General features: G+C 64.0%; 17 protein-coding genes and 1 other RNA gene. 11 read left to right on the forward strand and 7 right to left on the reverse strand.

What is annotated here, in order from left to right; genetic code table 11:
- Positions 1-225 precede the first annotated feature (225 nt).
- The 3 genes from rho to AAHM40_RS02995 all read left to right on the forward strand — a co-directional run bounded on the left by rho (position 226) and on the right by AAHM40_RS02995 (position 4,050).
- On the forward strand, positions 226-1,485 hold the full coding sequence (gene rho / locus AAHM40_RS02985) for a transcription termination factor Rho (protein WP_016495310.1): 1,260 nt from the start codon (positions 226-228) through the stop codon (positions 1,483-1,485).
- A gap of 130 nt (positions 1,486-1,615) precedes the next feature.
- Entirely contained in the window at positions 1,616-3,082 is a 1,467-nt protein-coding gene (gene ubiD / locus AAHM40_RS02990) for a 4-hydroxy-3-polyprenylbenzoate decarboxylase (protein ID WP_342243347.1), read from the forward strand.
- The gene (locus AAHM40_RS02995) at positions 3,082-4,050 is read left to right on the forward strand and encodes a CDP-6-deoxy-delta-3,4-glucoseen reductase (RefSeq protein ID WP_342243348.1); all 969 of its coding nucleotides are present in this window, start codon (positions 3,082-3,084) and stop codon (positions 4,048-4,050) included. The genes ubiD and AAHM40_RS02995 overlap by 1 nt, the downstream gene beginning before the upstream one ends.
- A 93-nt stretch (positions 4,051-4,143) precedes the next feature.
- On the opposite strand, the gene AAHM40_RS03000 is transcribed toward AAHM40_RS02995, so the two are convergent.
- Entirely contained in the window at positions 4,144-5,121 is a 978-nt protein-coding gene (locus AAHM40_RS03000; RefSeq protein ID WP_137821944.1) for an NADPH:quinone oxidoreductase family protein, read from the reverse strand.
- A 175-nt stretch (positions 5,122-5,296) separates the two neighbouring features.
- Here AAHM40_RS03000 and AAHM40_RS03005 point away from each other — a divergent pair, with 175 nt between their 5' ends.
- Positions 5,297-5,707, forward strand: a complete 411-nt coding sequence (locus tag AAHM40_RS03005) for a flagellar basal body-associated FliL family protein (RefSeq protein WP_342243349.1) — start codon at positions 5,297-5,299, stop codon at positions 5,705-5,707.
- Here the strand turns inward: AAHM40_RS03005 and AAHM40_RS03010 are convergent.
- Positions 5,698-7,542, reverse strand: coding sequence for a sensor domain-containing diguanylate cyclase (locus AAHM40_RS03010; RefSeq protein WP_342243350.1), 1,845 nt, complete (start codon positions 7,540-7,542; stop codon positions 5,698-5,700). The two genes, AAHM40_RS03005 and AAHM40_RS03010, sit on opposite strands and share 10 nt — an antisense overlap.
- A gap of 51 nt (positions 7,543-7,593) precedes the next feature.
- Positions 7,594-8,043, reverse strand: a complete 450-nt coding sequence (locus tag AAHM40_RS03015) for an EVE domain-containing protein (RefSeq protein WP_342243351.1) — start codon at positions 8,041-8,043, stop codon at positions 7,594-7,596.
- A gap of 204 nt (positions 8,044-8,247) precedes the next feature.
- Between AAHM40_RS03015 and AAHM40_RS03020 the strand changes: the two genes are divergently transcribed.
- Positions 8,248-8,379, forward strand: a complete 132-nt coding sequence (locus AAHM40_RS03020; protein ID WP_256658067.1) for a hypothetical protein — start codon at positions 8,248-8,250, stop codon at positions 8,377-8,379.
- Between the two features lie 49 nt (positions 8,380-8,428).
- Here the strand turns inward: AAHM40_RS03020 and AAHM40_RS03025 are convergent, their stop codons facing one another.
- The 4 genes from AAHM40_RS03025 to AAHM40_RS03040 form a co-directional block, all read right to left on the reverse strand.
- Positions 8,429-9,025: a 5-formyltetrahydrofolate cyclo-ligase gene (locus tag AAHM40_RS03025; protein ID WP_342243352.1), complete on the reverse strand. Its 597-nt coding sequence runs from the start codon at positions 9,023-9,025 to the stop codon at positions 8,429-8,431.
- A gap of 8 nt (positions 9,026-9,033) precedes the next feature.
- A non-coding RNA gene (gene ssrS / locus AAHM40_RS03030) (6S RNA) lies at positions 9,034-9,213 on the reverse strand.
- Positions 9,214-9,313: 100 nt separating this feature from the next.
- Entirely contained in the window at positions 9,314-9,628 is a 315-nt protein-coding gene (locus tag AAHM40_RS03035) for a cell division protein ZapA (RefSeq protein ID WP_342243353.1), read from the reverse strand.
- Positions 9,625-9,834 (reverse strand): TIGR02449 family protein, encoded by a 210-nt coding sequence (locus tag AAHM40_RS03040; protein ID WP_028626819.1) that lies wholly within the window; start codon positions 9,832-9,834, stop codon positions 9,625-9,627. Before AAHM40_RS03040 ends, AAHM40_RS03035 begins: the two co-directional genes overlap by 4 nt.
- 205 nt (positions 9,835-10,039) lie before the next feature.
- Between AAHM40_RS03040 and AAHM40_RS03045 the strand changes: the two genes are divergently transcribed.
- The 6 genes from AAHM40_RS03045 to AAHM40_RS03070 all read left to right on the forward strand — a co-directional run bounded on the left by AAHM40_RS03045 (position 10,040) and on the right by AAHM40_RS03070 (position 17,255).
- On the forward strand, positions 10,040-10,594 hold the full coding sequence (locus AAHM40_RS03045) for a YecA/YgfB family protein (RefSeq protein ID WP_280285322.1): 555 nt from the start codon (positions 10,040-10,042) through the stop codon (positions 10,592-10,594).
- Positions 10,595-10,634: 40 nt separating this feature from the next.
- Complete coding sequence (pepP, locus tag AAHM40_RS03050; protein WP_342243354.1) at positions 10,635-11,969, forward strand: Xaa-Pro aminopeptidase; 1,335 nt, start codon at positions 10,635-10,637, stop codon at positions 11,967-11,969.
- 1 nt (position 11,970) lies between these two features.
- Positions 11,971-13,155 (forward strand): 2-octaprenyl-6-methoxyphenyl hydroxylase, encoded by a 1,185-nt coding sequence (gene ubiH / locus AAHM40_RS03055; protein ID WP_342243355.1) that lies wholly within the window; start codon positions 11,971-11,973, stop codon positions 13,153-13,155.
- Between the two features lie 51 nt (positions 13,156-13,206).
- Complete coding sequence (locus AAHM40_RS03060; RefSeq protein WP_342243422.1) at positions 13,207-14,421, forward strand: 2-octaprenyl-3-methyl-6-methoxy-1,4-benzoquinol hydroxylase; 1,215 nt, start codon at positions 13,207-13,209, stop codon at positions 14,419-14,421.
- Positions 14,422-14,560: 139 nt separating this feature from the next.
- A complete protein-coding gene (locus AAHM40_RS03065; RefSeq protein WP_342243356.1) occupies positions 14,561-15,562 on the forward strand; it encodes an extracellular solute-binding protein in 1,002 nt (333 codons plus the stop codon).
- Between the two features lie 73 nt (positions 15,563-15,635).
- Positions 15,636-17,255 (forward strand): ABC transporter permease, encoded by a 1,620-nt coding sequence (locus AAHM40_RS03070; RefSeq protein ID WP_342243357.1) that lies wholly within the window; start codon positions 15,636-15,638, stop codon positions 17,253-17,255.
- The last annotated feature ends 33 nt before the right edge of the window (positions 17,256-17,288 follow it).

The raw sequence follows: 17,288 nt of genomic DNA on the forward strand, positions 1-17,288 counted from the left end.
AGCGTCCCGGAAAAGCCCCGCGCAAAGCGGGGCTTTTTCATTGGCCGGCACTAGACTCCCCGTTGCGCCGGTGTTACATTCGGACCGCTGCTCTTTCTCGCAGCCCTCCACGCCGTCGCCGACGCACTCCTATTCGAATAAGCACAGCGATCCTGTCGCCTTCTCAGCGGCGCGGCCTAAAAAGCTCAATGCTTTCCCTTCTCCATATCTATCTACGTCATTCCTATGAATCTGACCGAACTCAAGCAAAAGCCGATTGGCGAACTTCTGGAAATGTCCGACGCCATGGGCCTGGAGAACATGGCCCGTTCGCGCAAGCAGGACATCATTTTCGCCCTGCTGAAAAAGCACGCGAAGAGCGGCGAGGAGATCTCTGGTGACGGTGTGCTGGAGATCCTCCAGGACGGCTTCGGCTTCCTGCGCTCCGCTGACTCTTCCTATCTGGCCGGCCCTGACGACATCTACGTCTCCCCGAGTCAGATCCGCCGCTTCAACCTGCGGACCGGCGACACCATAGTTGGCAAGATTCGTCCTCCGAAGGAAGGCGAGCGTTACTTCGCGTTGCTCAAGGTCGACTCGATCAACTACGACCGCCCCGAGAACGCCAAGAACAAAATCCTGTTCGAGAACCTCACGCCCCTGTTCCCCAATGAGCGGCTGAAGATGGAAGCCGGCAACGGCTCCACAGAGGACCTCACCGGCCGCGTGATCGATCTCTGCGCACCGATCGGCAAGGGCCAGCGTGGCCTGATCGTGGCGCCGCCGAAGGCGGGCAAGACCATCATGCTGCAGAACATCGCAGCCAACATCACCCGCAATAACCCCGAGTGCCACCTGATCGTCCTGCTGATCGACGAGCGCCCGGAAGAAGTGACCGAGATGCAGCGCACCGTGCGCGGCGAAGTGGTCGCCTCCACCTTCGACGAGCCGCCGACGCGCCACGTGCAGGTCGCCGAGATGGTGATCGAGAAGGCCAAGCGCCTGGTCGAGCACAAGAAGGACGTGGTTATCCTGCTGGACTCCATCACCCGTCTGGCACGTGCCTACAACACCGTGATTCCGAGCTCCGGCAAGGTACTCACCGGTGGTGTCGACGCCCATGCCCTGGAGAAGCCCAAGCGCTTCTTCGGCGCCGCGCGCAACATCGAGGAGGGCGGCTCGCTGACCATCCTCGCCACTGCGCTGGTCGAAACCGGCTCGAAGATGGATGAAGTCATCTACGAAGAGTTCAAGGGCACCGGTAACATGGAACTGCCGTTGGACCGTCGCATCGCTGAGAAGCGTGTGTTCCCGGCCATCAACATCAACAAATCCGGTACCCGCCGTGAAGAGTTGCTGACCGCCGATGACGAGCTGCAGCGCATGTGGATCCTGCGCAAGCTGCTGCACCCGATGGATGAGATCGCCGCCATCGAGTTCCTGCTCGACAAGCTGAAAGACACCAAGACCAACGACGAATTCTTCCTGTCGATGAAGCGCAAGTAAGTCTTGGATGTGCCGCAAGAGCCGGGGAAACCCGGCTTTTGCGTTTCTGTGCTGGCCCTTTGTCCTTCTGAATAACCCAGTTCGGCGCTAAACTTTGCGCCCCGACCTGCACGCCCCAAGAGGCTCAAGCATGCAGTATCGCGATCTGCGCGACTTTATTAGCGGCCTGGAACGGCGCGGCGAGCTCAAGCGCATCGCCACCCCGGTTTCGCCCGTGCTGGAAATGACCGAAATCTGCGACCGAACCCTGCGCAAGCAAGGCCCGGCACTGCTCTTCGAGAAACCCACCGGCTTCGACATCCCGGTGCTCGGCAACCTCTTCGGCACCCCCGGACGCGTGGCATTGGGGATGGGCGCCGAGGACGTCAGCGAGCTGCGGGAGATCGGCAAACTGCTGGCCTTCCTCAAAGAGCCCGAGCCGCCCAGGGGTCTGAAGGACGCCTGGTCCAAGCTACCGATCTTCAAGAAGGTCATTGCCATGGCGCCCAAGGTGCTGAAGGACGGCCCCTGCCAGGAAGTGGTGGAGGAGGGCGATGATGTCGACCTCACCAGGCTGCCGGTGCAGACCTGCTGGCCTGGCGATGTCGCCCCGCTGATCACCTGGGGCCTGACCGTTACCCGTGGCCCGAACAAGGAGCGACAGAATCTTGGTATCTATCGTCAGCAAGTGATTGGCCGGAACAAGGTCATCATGCGCTGGCTGAGCCATCGTGGCGGCGCCTTGGATTACCGCGAGTGGTGCGCCAAGCATCCAGGCCAGCCATTCCCGGTGGCAGTCGCCCTGGGCGCTGATCCAGCGACCATCCTCGGTGCCGTTACCCCGGTGCCGGACTCTCTCTCCGAATACGCTTTCGCCGGACTGCTGCGGGACAATCGCACCGAGCTGGTGAAGTGCCGTGGCAATGACCTGCAGGTGCCGGCCAGTGCCGAAATTGTTCTCGAAGGGGTGATCCATCCCGGCGAGATGGCCGATGAAGGCCCCTATGGTGACCACACCGGCTACTACAACGAAGTTGACAGCTTCCCGGTGTTCACGGTGGAACGCATCACTCGCCGCCAGAAACCGATTTACCACAGCACCTACACCGGACGGCCACCGGATGAGCCGGCCATCCTTGGCGTGGCGCTGAACGAAGTCTTCGTGCCGATCCTGCAGAAGCAGTTCCCCGAGATCGTCGACTTCTACCTGCCGCCGGAAGGCTGCTCCTACCGCATGGCGGTGGTGACCATGAAGAAGCAGTACCCCGGCCACGCCAAGCGCGTAATGCTGGGTGTCTGGTCGTTCCTGCGACAGTTCATGTACACCAAGTTCGTCATAGTCACCGACGACGACGTCAATGCGCGGGACTGGAACGACGTGATCTGGGCCATCACCACGCGCATGGATCCCAAACGCGACACGGTGATGATCGACAACACGCCGATCGACTACCTGGACTTCGCTTCGCCCATCTCCGGCCTCGGCTCGAAGATGGGCCTGGACGCCACCCACAAGTGGCCCGGCGAGACCAACCGCGAATGGGGTCGGGTTATCGTCCAGGACGAAGCGGTGAAGCGCCGCGTCGATGAGCTTTGGTCTTCTCTGGGAATCGATTGATGCGTGTCACCCTGCAACCATCTGGCGAGGTCATCCAGACGGCTCCCAACGAGCGGATTCTGGATGCGGCGCGCCGTCTCGGCTACGAGTGCCCGCAAAGCTGCCGCAACGGCAACTGCCATGTGTGCGCGGCCCTGCTGGTGGAAGGACGGGTGCGCCAGAACGGTGCCGAACTGAGTCAGGGCGAGCTCTTCACCTGTCTGGCTGAACCGATGGAAGACTGCGTGCTGCATTGGGACGGTGTGTTGGCCCCGGGCGAACTGCCGGTGCGCGCATTGAGCTGCCAGCTCAGCGAGTGCGTGGAAGTGGGCGGCGATGTCTGGCGCGTGCGTCTGCGTGCCCCGGCCGGAAAGCCGCCGCGCTACCACGCCGGGCAGTACTTGCTGATCGAGCGTGACGACGGTGAGTCATCGGCCTTTTCCATGGCCTCGGCGCCTAGCGCCGGGCGGGATATCGAGCTGCATATCCTTGGACGCGAGAGCAGCGCCAAGGCACTGCTCGCGCAACTGCAGCGTGCCCGCATGGCCAAGGTCCGCATGCCCTTCGGAGATACCCACCTGGCGGAACTGCCTGACGGCCCTCTGGTGCTGATCGCTGCTGGCACCGGTATGGGCCAGATGCACAGCCTGATCGAACACTGCCGATCTGCAGGCTTCAAGCACCCGGTGCACCTCTATTGGGGGGTGCGTCAGTCGGAGGACTTCTATCAGTTGGCCCACTGGGATGACTGGCAGCGCCTGGACAACCTCTTCCTGCACAAAGTGGTTAGCGAACCGGCTGACTGGCAGGGTCGCTGCGGCCTGTTGCATGAAGCGGTGTGCGAGGATTTTCCTGACCTCAAGTCGCTGCGGGTCTACGCCAGCGGCTCTCCCGCCATGGTCTATGCGACCCTCGATGCCCTGGTGGCAGCCGGGATGGATGCCCACCAGATGCGTGCTGACGTGTTCGCCTATGCGCCTCGTTCCTGAACTCCGGACATGAAAAGGCCGCCCTCGGGCGGCCTTGTGCGTTTCATAGGATGGGTATCGCTTCGTGTTCAACCCATCCTGCCGGCCCATGCCTCAGCGCACTTCCACTACCACCTTGCCCACGGCCTGGCGCGTGGCCAGGGCATTGATGGCGTCGCTTGCGCGCTCCAGCGGGAAGGTCTGGGACACCAGCGGTTTCAACTTGCCTTCGGCATACCAGGCGAACAGCTGCTGGAAGTTGGCCAGGTTGTCCTGGGGCTGGCGTTGGGCGAAAGAACCCCAGAACACACCCACCACTGAGGCGCCTTTGAGCAGCGCGAGGTTGACCGGCAGCTCAGGGATGCGACCGCTGGCGAAGCCGACGACCAGCAGGCGGCCGTTCCAGTTGATCGAGCGCACGGCGGCGTCGAACAGGTCACCGCCCACCGGGTCGTAGATCACGTCGGCGCCCTGGCCGCCGGTGAGTTCCTTGACGCGGTCCTTCAGGTTTTCCTCGCTGTAGTTGATCAGCGCGTCGGCACCGGCGGCCTTGGCCACTTCCAGCTTCTCCGCACTGCTAGCCGCAGCAATCACTCGCGCCCCCATGGCCTTGCCGATTTCCACCGCTGCCAGGCCGACGCCGCCGGAGGCGCCAAGTACCAGCAGGGTTTCGCCGGGTTGCAGGTTGGCGCGTTGCTTGAGGGCATGCATCGAGGTGCCGTAGGTCATGCCGAAGGCGGCGGCGGAGTTGAAGTCGATGCCTTTGGGAATTGGCATCACATTGTAAGACGGCACCGCGACCTGTTCGGCAAAGCTGCCCCAGCCGGTCAGTGCCATCACCCGGTCGCCAGGCTTGAGGTGGCTGACCTTCTCGCCAACCGCCGCGACCACACCGGCTGCTTCTCCGCCCGGGGAGAAGGGGAAAGGTGGCTTGAACTGGTACTTGCCTTCGATGATCAGGGTGTCGGGGAAGTTGACCGCCGCGGCGTGTACGTCAATCAGGATCTCGTTCTTTTTGGGTTCGGGGCTGGCGACTTCCTCCAGCACCAGGGTATCGGCCGGACCGAAGGCTTTGCACAAGACGGCTTTCATCGCGGAGCTCCTTGGCTTGGGGCGCTGGCCCCGGGCATGTGGCCTTGCAGTGTAGGTGGGGTGCCTGGAGGGTCAATCAGCATGGCTGCGCCTGATGGGCCTGCATAAACGAAGGTCTTGGGGCCGGCCGCGCCTGTGGCTATGCTAGGCGCCATTCGTGCTGAGGATAATCCAGGTGAAAAGACTGACTGCAATGTTGCTGGCCCTGATCCTTCCCCTGCTGGCAGTCGCCAGTGAGGAAGAGCCCAAGGAAGGAGAGACGCCCAAGGTTGCCTATGTCGATCTGGTGCCCTCCCTGGTCGGCAACTATGGTTCCGGGCCGCGCCTGAAGTATTACAAGGCGGATATTTCGCTGCGGGTCACCGGTCCTGAAGCCCAAGAAAAGGTCACTCGTCATGAGCCTCTGATTCGCAACCAACTGGTGATGCTTTTCTCCCAGCAGGCCGACGAAACCCTGAGCTCGTCCGACTCCAAGGAGACGTTGCGCCAGGAGGCCCTCAAGCAGGTGCAGCAGGTGTTGCACAGCGAGGAAGGTCTGCCCTTGGTGGACGACCTGCTGTTCAACAACCTGATCATTCAGCCCTGACCCTTCTCCCACAAGCAGGTACGGTTGCGTCCCTCGTGCTTGGCCCGGTAGAGCGCGGCGTCGCTGCGTGATACCAGGCTGTCGGGCTGGTCCTCGCGGGCTGGGTCGGAGATTGCGATACCGATACTCAAAGTCAGGTACCCCTCCGGGCTGGCTGGGTGTTCGATGGCCAGTGCGGCCACTTGCGCCATTACCCGTTCCGCCACATGTCGCGCACCGTCTTCGGCGGTGTTGGCGAGGATGATGGCGAACTCCTCGCCACCGTATCGGCAAGCCACGTCGCCTTCGCGCTGCAGGCTCTGTTGCAGCGCCTGGGCCACCTGGCGCAGCGCGTCGTCGCCAGCCTGATGGCCAAGCCGGTCGTTGTATGCCTTGAAGTGATCTACATCCAGCATCAGCAAGGCCAGCGGCGCGCCAAGGCGACGCAGACGGCGCCATTCGCCATTCAGCTGACGATCGAAGTATCGCCGGTTGTAGAGACCGGTGAGGCCGTCCTGCTGGGAAAGTCGCTGCAGACGCGCCTCCAGCTCCAGGCGTTCGCGGTTGTCGCGGGACACGCCGATCAGGTAGTCACGGCCATTCAGGCTGACCATTTGTGCGCTGATCTCGGCTGCCTGGAGGCTGTCGTCGGCGCGGCGCATCTGCCGCTGGAAGATGCCGGAGTCGCCATCCCTGCGCGCCTGGCGCACCAGCTCCAGCCAGGCATGGAAGCCGGGCAGCAGCTGTTCCGGATCTTCCTTCAGCAGTTGTCGGAATGCCTCGGCGCTGTAGCCAAGGCCGGCGTGGGTGGCCCGGTTCATGTGCAGGACCTCACGGTTGGCGAGGTCGAAAATGAACAGTCCATCCTCGCTGGAATCGGTCAGGTCGAGCACCAGTTGCAGGCGCTCGCGGCTTTCACGCAGATCCTGTTCGACGTGCTCACGCTGGCTGACCTCTTCATTCAGGCGTCGGTAACCGGCCTGCAGGGCGCTCGCGCGGCGGGCGTTTTCCAGCGCCAGGACGAGAGCGGCGACCAGCAGCAGGCTCGTGAGCAGGCTGGCGCCGAGAACCACCTGCGGGAGTGGCGACCTGAGCTGCTCCACCAATTTGGGGGTCGGAGAGAGTTGCAGGGAGAAGTTGCTGTTGTTGAGCAGGTGCAGCGGCACGCGTTGGCTGAGAGACGGCAGACTTTCGGGCTGCTCCTGGTGATAGATGGAGCGGCCGGACTCCAACAGCAGGACGCTGAAGTCCTGGTTGTCGAGGCCGGTTAGGAGCTCATCCATCAAGGTCTCGACCCGAAATACGCCCTGGAGGAAGCCGTCGAAGCTCCGATCGCTCTGTTCGTCGCGGATGTAGAGCGGGGTGTAGAGGACGAAGCCGCGTCCGCCCTGGACCAGGGCGAAGCTGTTGGACAGCTGCGCCTTGCCACTGGCCTTGGCCTGCATGGCGAGGTTGAAGTTGGGATGGTTGCGGGTCAGACGGAAGCCGATTGCGGCTTCATTGCCCTGCTCGGGCAGTACCCAGCGCATGCGCAGATCGGCGCCCATCCACTGGATCGACTGGTAACCGGGGAAGTGTTCCAGGGCGAAGTTGGCTTCCAGGTTCCACTCGTCCCGGGGGATACGGCCTCGATGGTTCCACAGAAGGGCCATGCGACGCAGGCCATCGACCTCATCGATCAGGTTGTTTTCCAGCTCGGTCGCGAGCGTTCGCGCCTGATAGCCCACGCGGTCACGGATGCGCTCCTGCTGGGCGTCTTCCAGTTGCTTCCAGAGCAACAGGCTGGTGCCGCACATCGCCAGGAAGAGCAGGGCAAGTGTCGTTCGGACCAGCCAGGCAGGATGAGAGTGCGGCATGGGTGCGCCCCGGGGGATTCCCCTCCCTCATAGCACAGGGCCACTCCTGACTCAACGCAGGGCGAGCACCCCGGACCATTCTTCCTCGGACACCGGCATTACTGACAGACGGCTGCCCTTCTGCACCAGAGGCATGCCGGAGAGCACGGTCTGCTCGCGCAGTGCGGCCAACGGAATGACGCGGGGGAAGGCCTCGACGAACTCCACGTCCAGGGCGCTCCAGGGATTCTTCTCTGCGTTGGCCTTGGGGTCGTGATAGTGGCTTTGCGGGTCCAGGGCTGTGGGGTCCGGGTAGGTCTCGCCAGCAATCCGTGCAATACCGGCTATGCCTGGCTCGGGGCAACTGGAGTGATAGAAAAAGAACAGTTCGCCCGGGCGCATGGCGCGCATGAAGTTGCGCGCCTGGTAGTTGCGCACGCCATCCCAGCGTGCCTTGCCCAAGCGTTGCAGGTCGTAGATGGAAAGTTCGTCGGGTTCGGATTTCATCAGCCAGAAAGGCATGAACTTTGCTCCTGTACGTTCGTCCTTAATTGAGGCACTCAAGCTTGGGGTCTGGCCGACAGCCGGTTGGCGTCATAAATTGCGTGTTCGCTCACGTTGCCGGAGAATGCCGCGCTTTAAGCTGCTACCGCCGTACGGTCCAATCAAAACAACAACTCGCCATCGGTCATCGCGCGAAGTTTGCCTGCAAGGGGGAGGCAATCGATGAAACGCAAGCCAGACATTCTCTGGGTATTGGTCATCATTTTCGGCCTGGGTGTGGTTACTACCGGTTACACCCAAAGCCTGTGGGAGCGCCAGAGCAGCGCACCTATCAATTTGACCCAGCAGCCCTGATTTCACGCTGACCGGCACCGCAAGGATCGTGGTGCCGTCGTCAGGTCCGTCAGTACCAGCCTCTGTCCGTTACGGTTGCCTGCAGGGCCACGTCCCAGCGGGCCAGTTCCAACCTGTCCACCTTCTGACATTCGTGCGCCAGGCCCAACAGGGCTGGTTTGCGCCATTGGCGTCGACGTGTCAGGTAGGCCAGGCTGCGGTCGTAGAAACCGCCGCCCATTCCCAGGCGCCCACCGTATTCATCGAAACCCACCAGGGGCAACATGACCAGATCCAGTGCCCAGACCTTGCGCTGCTGCGCCGGATTGGCACGTGGCTCGAGTATACGGAAGCGATTCTTCTGCAGCCTTTCTCCTGGGCGTAGACGCTGGAACACCATCTTTTCCCGTGGCCAGGCATTCAGCACCGGCAGGTAGGCCTGTTTGCCCCGGCGTTGGGCTTCGCGCAGCAACGGACGTGGGTCGATCTCGCCATTGGTGGGCAGATAGAGGGCGACATGTCGAGCGCGGCGGAACAGCGGGTTCTGCGCGAGCTGGCGATAGAGGGACTTTGCGGCGTGTTTCTGCTGGAGGGGAGTGAGTGCGCGGCGGGCCTGGCGAAGCAGGCGGCGCAGGCTCTGGCGGGAATGGGAACCGGCGCAGATCATGAAAAAATAGACTCCCCGGTTGTGCCGCTGTCGGGTTAGCCCTTGAACCCGAAAGTTCAAGGTGGAGGCTGCAGGAGGCGTTAAGGCTTTCCGTCAGGCGGACATGCACACCGGCCTCAACTTGCAACCCCCGTGGTTGCATTTATCGGCTCAGGGACATCACCGACTGGCCAACACACCAGGGAGCTGGCGGCGAGTATACCCCAAGAACCGTTAAGGAAACTGCTGCGCGTCGGTTCGGCCGCGTCAAAAAACGCCAAAGAGCGTCACTTTGGCGCGGTCTGGGGCTCAGGCCTGCTGGGTGTCCGGGTCAGCCGCCAGGGCGTGGTCGACACGCTCCAGCAGGTCGCGGACCCGCTCGCGGGTAGACGAGGCTTCCTGGTCCAGGCGTTGCTGCTTGTGCAGCAAGTCATGGGTGATGTTCAGGGCGGCCATCACGGCGATACGGTCGGCACCGATGACTTTCCCGCTTGAACGGATCTCGCGCATCTTGCCGTCCAGGTAGCGCGCGGCGCTTTCCAGGTTGGCGCGCTCGTCCGCAGGGCAGGCGATGCAGTATTCCTTATCGAGGATTTGGACGGTAACGGTGTTGGACTGGGTCATGAATCCTGCTCCAGGGCTTTCAGGCGCGAAATCATCGCTTCGACCTTTAGCCGGGCCATTTCGTTCTTTTCGATCAGATGAGCGCGTTCTTCACGCCAGGCCTTCTCGCTGGCAAGCAGGAGCCGGTTCTGGGCCTTGAGCTGCTCGACACGCTGGATCAGTAGTTCCAGTTTGGCTGTCAGTGCATGCAGTTCGGCATCTTCCATGGGCTGTCTACTTGGTGGGGAGTGACCGGGACTATATAGGACCGACTCCGGGAAGGGTCAAACCCGCAAGCGCCGGCGCGATTGGTTGCACGCCTGCGGTCAGGGCCTGAGGACCGGAAGGCCAATGCTGCCTTCACGGCGCCAGGCTGCTAGGATACGAGGCCGTCATTCTAGTGATTGCGCCCTCTGGCGCCTAGCCACCCTTATGTCCAGTTCGAATTCTCCCTACAACGCTTTCGCTGCGCTCCTCGCCTCCACCGGTCAGCCGGTTTCCCCCGCCGAACTGCACGGCCTGTTGCTCGGTCGCAGCTGCGCTGGTGCCGGCTTCGACCCCGAGCCCTGGCTGGAGGATGCTGCCGAACTGCTCGGTGGCGCCCCGCAGGACAACCTGCGCCAGGCCCTGATCGGCCTGCAGGAAATGGTCAAGAGCGAGCTGACCGGTACCGAAATGGCCGTAGTGCTTCTGCTGCCCAGCGACGATGCGCCGCTGGCCGAACGCGCTGCTGCCCTCGGCCAGTGGTGCCAGGGCTTCCTCGGCGGCTTCGGCCTGACCGCCCGTGAAGGCGCGCTGTCCGGCGAAGCCGTCGAAGTGCTTCAGGATCTCGCCTCCATCGCGCAGGTGCAGAGTGCCCTGGAAGACTCCGACGATGGCGAGAGCGACTATATGGAAGTGATGGAGTACCTGCGCGTCGCGCCCCTGCTGCTCTTCGCAGAATGCGCCAAGCCTGCCGCGCCGGCCGCCAAACCCTCGTTGCATTGATTCGAGTGGCGGGCCGTCTGCCCGCCCTGAAGGAGCGCGCATGACCCGTATCCCCAAGGCAGAATATGCCCGCCGCCGCAAGGCGCTGATGGCGCAGATGGAAGCCAACAGCATTGCCATCCTGCCCGCCGCGCCCGTGCATATTCGCAATCGCGATGTCGAGCACGTCTACCGTCAGGACAGCGACTTCCAGTACCTCAGCGGGTTTCCCGAGCCGGAAGCCGTGCTGGTGCTGATTCCCGGCCGCGAGCATGGCGAGTGCGTGCTGTTTTGCCGCGAGCGCGATCCGGAGCGTGAACTCTGGGACGGCCTGCGTGCCGGCCAGGACGGCGCCATCCGGGACTTCGGCGCGGATGATGCCTTCCCCATCGGTGACATCGACGACATCCTTCCCGGCCTGATCGAAGGGCGCAGCCGCGTCTACTACTCCATCGGCACCAACACCGAGTTCGACCAGCACCTGATGGAGTGGGTCAACGTGATCCGCTCCAAGGCCCGCCAGGGCGCACAACCGCCCAAGGAATTCGTCGCACTCGACCACCTGCTGCACGACATGCGCCTGTACAAGTCCGCGGCGGAAGTTAAGGTCATGCGCGAGGCTGCGGAGGTCTCCGCGCGCGCGCACGTGCGCGCCATGCAGGCCGCCCGGGCCGGGCTCTACGAGTACCATCTGGAAGCCGAACTGGAGTACGAGTTCCGCAGGGGCGGGGCGAAGATGCCGGCCTACGGCTCCATCGTCGCTGCAGGCAAGAACGCCTGCATCCTGCATTACCGCGAGAACGACGCACCGCTGAAGGATGGCGACCTGGTACTGATCGACGCCGCCTGCGAGCTGGACTGCTACGCCAGCGACATCACCCGCACCTTCCCGGTCAGTGGCCGCTTCAGCCCCGAGCAGAAGGCCATCTATGAGCTGGTGTTGAAATCCCAGGAAGCCGCCTTCCTCGAAATCGCCCCCGGCAAGCACTGGAACGAAGCCCACGAGGCGACCGTGCGGGTCATCACCTCCGGCCTGGTTGAACTCGGCCTGCTCAAGGGCGATGTCGACGAACTGATCGCCTCCGAAGCCTACAAGGCCTTCTACATGCACCGTGCCGGTCACTGGCTGGGCATGGACGTGCACGACGTCGGCGAATACAAGGTCGGCGGCGAGTGGCGCGTGCTGGAACCGGGCATGGCGATGACCGTCGAGCCCGGCATCTACATCGGCGCCGACAACCAGGACGTGCCGAAGAAGTGGCGCGGCATCGGCGTGCGAATCGAGGACGACGTGGTGGTGACGAAGACCGGCTGCGAGGTCCTTACGGGTGGCGTGCCCAAGACGGTCGACGAAATCGAGGCGCTGATGGCTGCTGCGCGCACCCAGGCCGCCTGATATGCATCGCTGCCAAGTCGCGATCATCGGCGGTGGTCTGGTTGGCGCCAGCCTCGCCCTGGCGCTACAGGAAGGCGCCCGCGCGCGGGGCTGGAAGATTGTCCTGATCGAACCTTTCGCCCCCGGCAACAGCTTCCAGCCCAGCTACGATGCCCGTTCCTCTGCGCTGTCCTTCGGCAGCCGGCAGGTCTATGAGCGCCTCGGACTCTGGCAGGCCATCGCCCAGCGTGCCGAGCCCATCCTGCAAATCCACGTGTCCGATCGCGGACGTTTCGGCGCAGCCCGCCTGGCTGCCCTTGAAGAAGGCGTGCCGGCCCTGGGCTACGTGGTGGAGAACGCCTGGCTCGGCCAGTGCCTCTGGCAGGCCCTGGACCAGGAGGTGGTGACCTGGCACTGCCCGGCCGAAGTGGTCGGCATGCAGGCGCTGGAGAGTGGTTACCGCCTGACCCTGAATGACGAAACCCAGCTCGACTGTGACCTTGCGGTGCTGGCCGATGGTGGTCGCTCCGGCCTGCGCGAGCAGTTGGGCATCGGAGTGCGGCGTATTCCCTACCGACAAACGGCGTTGATCGCCAACGTCAGCCCGCTGGAAGCCCACCGCGGCCAGGCCTTCGAGCGCTTCACCGATGACGGTCCGATGGCCTTGCTGCCGCTGCCGGAAAATCGCTGCGCGCTGATCTGGAGCCGTCCGGGGGATGACGCCGAGCGCCTCGCCCGACTGGACGAGCGGCGTTTCCTCGACGAGCTGCAAGAGGCCTTCGGCTATCGTTTGGGAGCTTTCCAGCAAGTGGGCGCCCGACACCTCTACCCGCTCGAACTGGTGGAAGCTGAGGAACAAGTGCGCTCCAACCTGGTGGTACTGGGCAATGCTGCCCACAGCCTGCACCCTATCGCCGGGCAGGGTTACAACCTGTCCCTGCGCGACGCCCAGGCCCTGGCCGAGGCACTGCTGACCAGCGAACAGCCACTGGGTGATATCGCCACCCTGCAGGGTTACCTGCAGCGCCAGCGCCTCGACCAGAACCTCACGGTGGGCTTCTCCGACCAGGTGACGCGCCTCTTCTCCAATGCCGAGCCGCTACTGGCCGCCGGACGCAACCTGGGCCTGCTCGGCCTCGATCTGCTACCGCCGGCCAAGCGCTGGTTCGCCCGCCAGGCCATGGGCCTGGGCACCCGCCCGGACTGATCGGGCGTGCCTCATTCGTACACACAGGGAGCCTCAAGGCCTGATATGGAACTGCGCGCGGATCTGATCATCGTGGGCGCCGGCATGGTCGGCAGTGCCCTGGCCCTGGCGCTGAAAGACAGCGGCCTGGACATCCTGCTGATCGACGGCAGCCCGCTCAGCGTCAAACCCTTCGACGCGAGTTCGGCCTTCGAACCGCGGGTCAGTGCGCTGTCCGCCGCCAGTCAGCGCATCCTCCTGCGTCTGGGTGCCTGGCCGGGTGTCCTGGCGCGGCGCAGCAGCCCTTATTCCGAAATGCATGTCTGGGATGGCTCCGGCACCGGGCAGATCCATTTCTCGGCCGCCAGCGTGCATGCCGAGGTGCTTGGCCACATCGTCGAGAATCGCGTGGTTCAGGACGCCTTGATGGAGCCCCTGCACGACAGCAGTATCGGCCTGATGCCCGGTGCGCGCCTGGAGCGCCTGCGCCGTTCCGGCGACGACTGGCTGCTGGCCCTGGTAGATGGCCGCGAACTGCGCGCCCCGCTAGTGGTAGCCGCCGATGGTGCCAACTCCGCGGTTCGCCGCCTGGCCGGCTGCGCGACGCGCGAGTGGGATTACCTGCACCACGCCATCGTCACCAGCGTGCGTTGTGCCGAGCCGCACCAGCGCACGGCCTGGCAGCGCTTCACCGACGACGGCCCGCTGGCTTTCCTGCCGTTGGAGCGGGAAGGCGAGCACTGGTGCTCCATCGTCTGGTCGGTGACCCCCGCCGAGGCCGAGCGCCTGATGGCCCTGGACGATGCCGGTTTCTGCAGCGAACTCGGCCGTGCCTTCGAATGGCGCCTGGGTGAGGTGCTCGGTGCCGACCCGCGCCTGTGCATCCCGCTGCGCCAGCGTCACGCCAAACGCTATGTGGAAGAGGGGCTGGTGCTGATCGGTGACGCTGCCCACACCATCCACCCGCTGGCGGGGCAGGGAGTCAACCTCGGTTTCCTTGATGCGGCGGTGCTGGCGGAAGTCCTGCTGCATGCCAACGGTCGTGGCGAGCGTCTGGCCGATGAGCGCGTGCTGGGCCGCTACGAGCGTCGACGCATGCCCCACAACCTGGCGATGATGGCAGCGATGGAAGGCTTCGAGCGGCTGTTCCAGGCCAATCCGCTGCCGCTGCGCTGGCTGCGCAACAGCGGCCTGAAATGGGTGGACGGCATGCCTGAGGCCAAGGCGCTTTTCGTCCGCCAGGCCCTTGGCCTGTCCGGTGACCTGCCGGACCTGGCCCGGGCTTGAACCTGGGGTGGGCACTTTCCCACCCCGGTTTTCTCCGATTCCTCAGGCAAAAGATACACACCCGGACATAAATCACCCTTCAGCTTGCAACTGAGGTTGACTATCATTCAACCTTTGTCGCCATCAAGAGGTTCCAGCAATGTGGGCACGTAAGTCCCTTTTCGCGCTCCTCGCGCTCTCCGCCACCGCCACGTCGGTCCAGGCCGCCGATGAAGTGGTGGTCTATTCCTCGCGGATCGATGAGCTGATCAAGCCGGTATTCGATGCCTACACCGCCAAGACCGGTGTAGAGATCAAGTTCATCACCGACAAGGAAGCCCCGCTGATGCAGCGGATCAAGGCCGAGGGCGAGAACGGCGTGGCCGACCTGCTGCTTACCGTCGACGCCGGCAACCTCTGGCAAGCCGAGCAGATGGGTATCCTGCAGTCCTTCACTTCGCCCGTGATCGACGCCAACATTCCGTCCCAATATCGCTCCGGCAGCCATGCCTGGACCGGCCTGTCGCTGCGCGCACGGACCATCGTCTACTCCACCGAGCGGGTGAAGCCGGAAGAGCTGTCCACCTACGAGGCGCTGGCCGACAAGAACTGGGAAGGCCGCCTCTGCCTGCGTACCGCGAAGAAGGTCTACAACCAGTCGCTGACCGCCACCCTGATCGAAACCCATGGCGCGGCCAAGACCGAGGAAATCCTCAAGGGCTGGGTGAACAACCTGGCCACCGACGTCTTCGCCGACGACAACGCGGTGATTCAGGCAGTGGATGCCGGCCAGTGCGACGTCGGTATCGTCAACACCTATTACTACGGCCGTCTGCACAAGGAAAACCCGAACCTGCGGGTGAAGATTTTCTGGCCGAACCAGGCTGACCGTGGTGTCCACGTAAACCTGTCCGGCATCGGCCTGACCAAGCACGCCCCGCATCCCGAGGCCGCCAAGGCGTTGGTGGAGTGGATGACCACCGATGAGGCGCAGGGCCTGTTCGCCGGCATCAACCAGGAATTCCCGGCCAATCCGAAGGTCAAGCCGTCGGCGGAGGTGGCTGCCTGGGGCAGTTTCAAAGCCGACAGCATCCCGGTGGAAGTGGCCGGCAAGCGCCAGGCCGAAGCCATCAAGATGATGGACCGCGTCGGCTGGAACTGATCCGGCGCTGTGCCGCTATACTCGACGCCCCGGCCTGCCCGGGGCGTCCTGTTTTGATCCCCGAGAGGTTTGCGTGGCCCATCCCGCCCAGCGTCGCTGGTATCCCATCAGCTTTGCCGTCGCCGTCCTGATACTTCTGCCCCTGAGCGTATTGCTGCTGTCCTGGGGCGAGGTGGATGGGGAAATCTGGTCCCACCTCTGGGAAACCCAGATGCCGCGCCTGCTGGGCAACACCCTGATGCTGGTTGCCGGTGTGTCTGTGGGGGTGACCGTGATCGGCGTCAGCCTGGCTTGGCTCACCAGTCTCTGCGAATTCCCCGGTCGGCGCTGGCTGGACTGGGCGCTGATGCTGCCCTTCGCCGTCCCGGCCTATGTGCTGGCCTTCGTCTTCATCGGCCTGTTCGACTTCTCCGGACCGGTACAGACCCTGCTCCGAGAGTGGTTCGGCAGTGGCCTGCGGCTGCCGCGCGTGCGCTCCACCGGTGGGGTGATCCTGGTGCTGGTGCTGGTCTTTTATCCCTACGTCTACTTGTTGGCTCGCGCGGCCTTCCTCGCCCAGGGCAAGGGCCTTATGGAAGCCGCGCGGGTGCTCGGGCTGTCGCCCTGGCAGGCGTTCTGGCGCGTTGCCTTGCCCATGGCGCGGCCCGCCATCGGTGCTGGCCTGGCCCTGGCGGTGATGGAGACGCTGGCCGATTTCGGTGCCGTGGCGGTGTTCAACTTCGATACCTTCACCACGGCCATCTACAAGACCTGGTACGGCTTTTTCAGCCTCTCCAGTGCGGCGCAACTGGCCAGCCTGCTGCTGCTGGGCGTCTGCCTGGTGCTCTACGGCGAGCGCCGTGCCCGTGGTGCCAGCCGCCCGGCGAGCGAACGACCAAGGGGCAAGGCGCTTTACCACCTGCACGGCATCAAGGCCCTGGCGGCCACCTCATGGTGCGCCCTGGTTTTCGCCTGCGCCTTCGTCATCCCCATGCTGCAGTTGCTGGTCTGGTTCTGGCAGCGTGGACGTTTCGACCTCGATGAGCGTTATGCCGGGTTGATCCTGCACACCCTCTACCTCGGCGGCATGGCTGCGCTGCTCACGGTCTGTGTGGCGCTGCTGCTGGCCTTCGCCCGGCGCCTGGCGCCGACGCGGCCGGTACGTGCTGCGGTGGGCCTGGCCAATCTCGGCTATGCACTGCCGGGTTCGGTGCTGGCAGTGTCGATCATGCTGGCCTTCAGCTACCTCGACAGCCATCTGGTGATCCCGCTGTCCGGTTGGCTAGGTGGTGCCGGCAAGCCGCTGCTGCTGGGTAGTCTCGGCGCGCTGTTGCTGGCCTACCTGGTGCGCTTCATGGCGGTAGCCTACGGGCCGCTGGAAAATGGCCTGGCGCGCATCCGCCCGTCGCTGCCGGAAGCCTCTCGCAGCCTGGGTGTCGGCGGCCCGGCGCTCTTCTTCCGGGTCTACCTGCCCCTATTGTTGCCCGGCACCCTCAGTGCGGCCCTGCTGGTGTTCGTCGATGTGCTCAAGGAGATGCCCGCCACCCTCCTGATGCGCCCATTCGGCTGGGACACCCTGGCTGTGCGCATCTTCGAGATGACCAGCGAAGGCGAGTGGGCCCGGGCCGCGTTGCCTGCCTTGACCCTGGTGCTGGTCGGCCTGCTGCCGGTGATCGGCCTGATACGCCGTTCGGCACGGCGGATCGGCCACTGACGACGGGCGCAAAGGCGTCCGCAAGCTAGACCT

It is taken from the genome of Pseudomonas sp. OTU5201 (assembly GCF_038440135.1).
Classification (GTDB): domain Bacteria; phylum Pseudomonadota; class Gammaproteobacteria; order Pseudomonadales; family Pseudomonadaceae; genus Metapseudomonas; species Metapseudomonas resinovorans.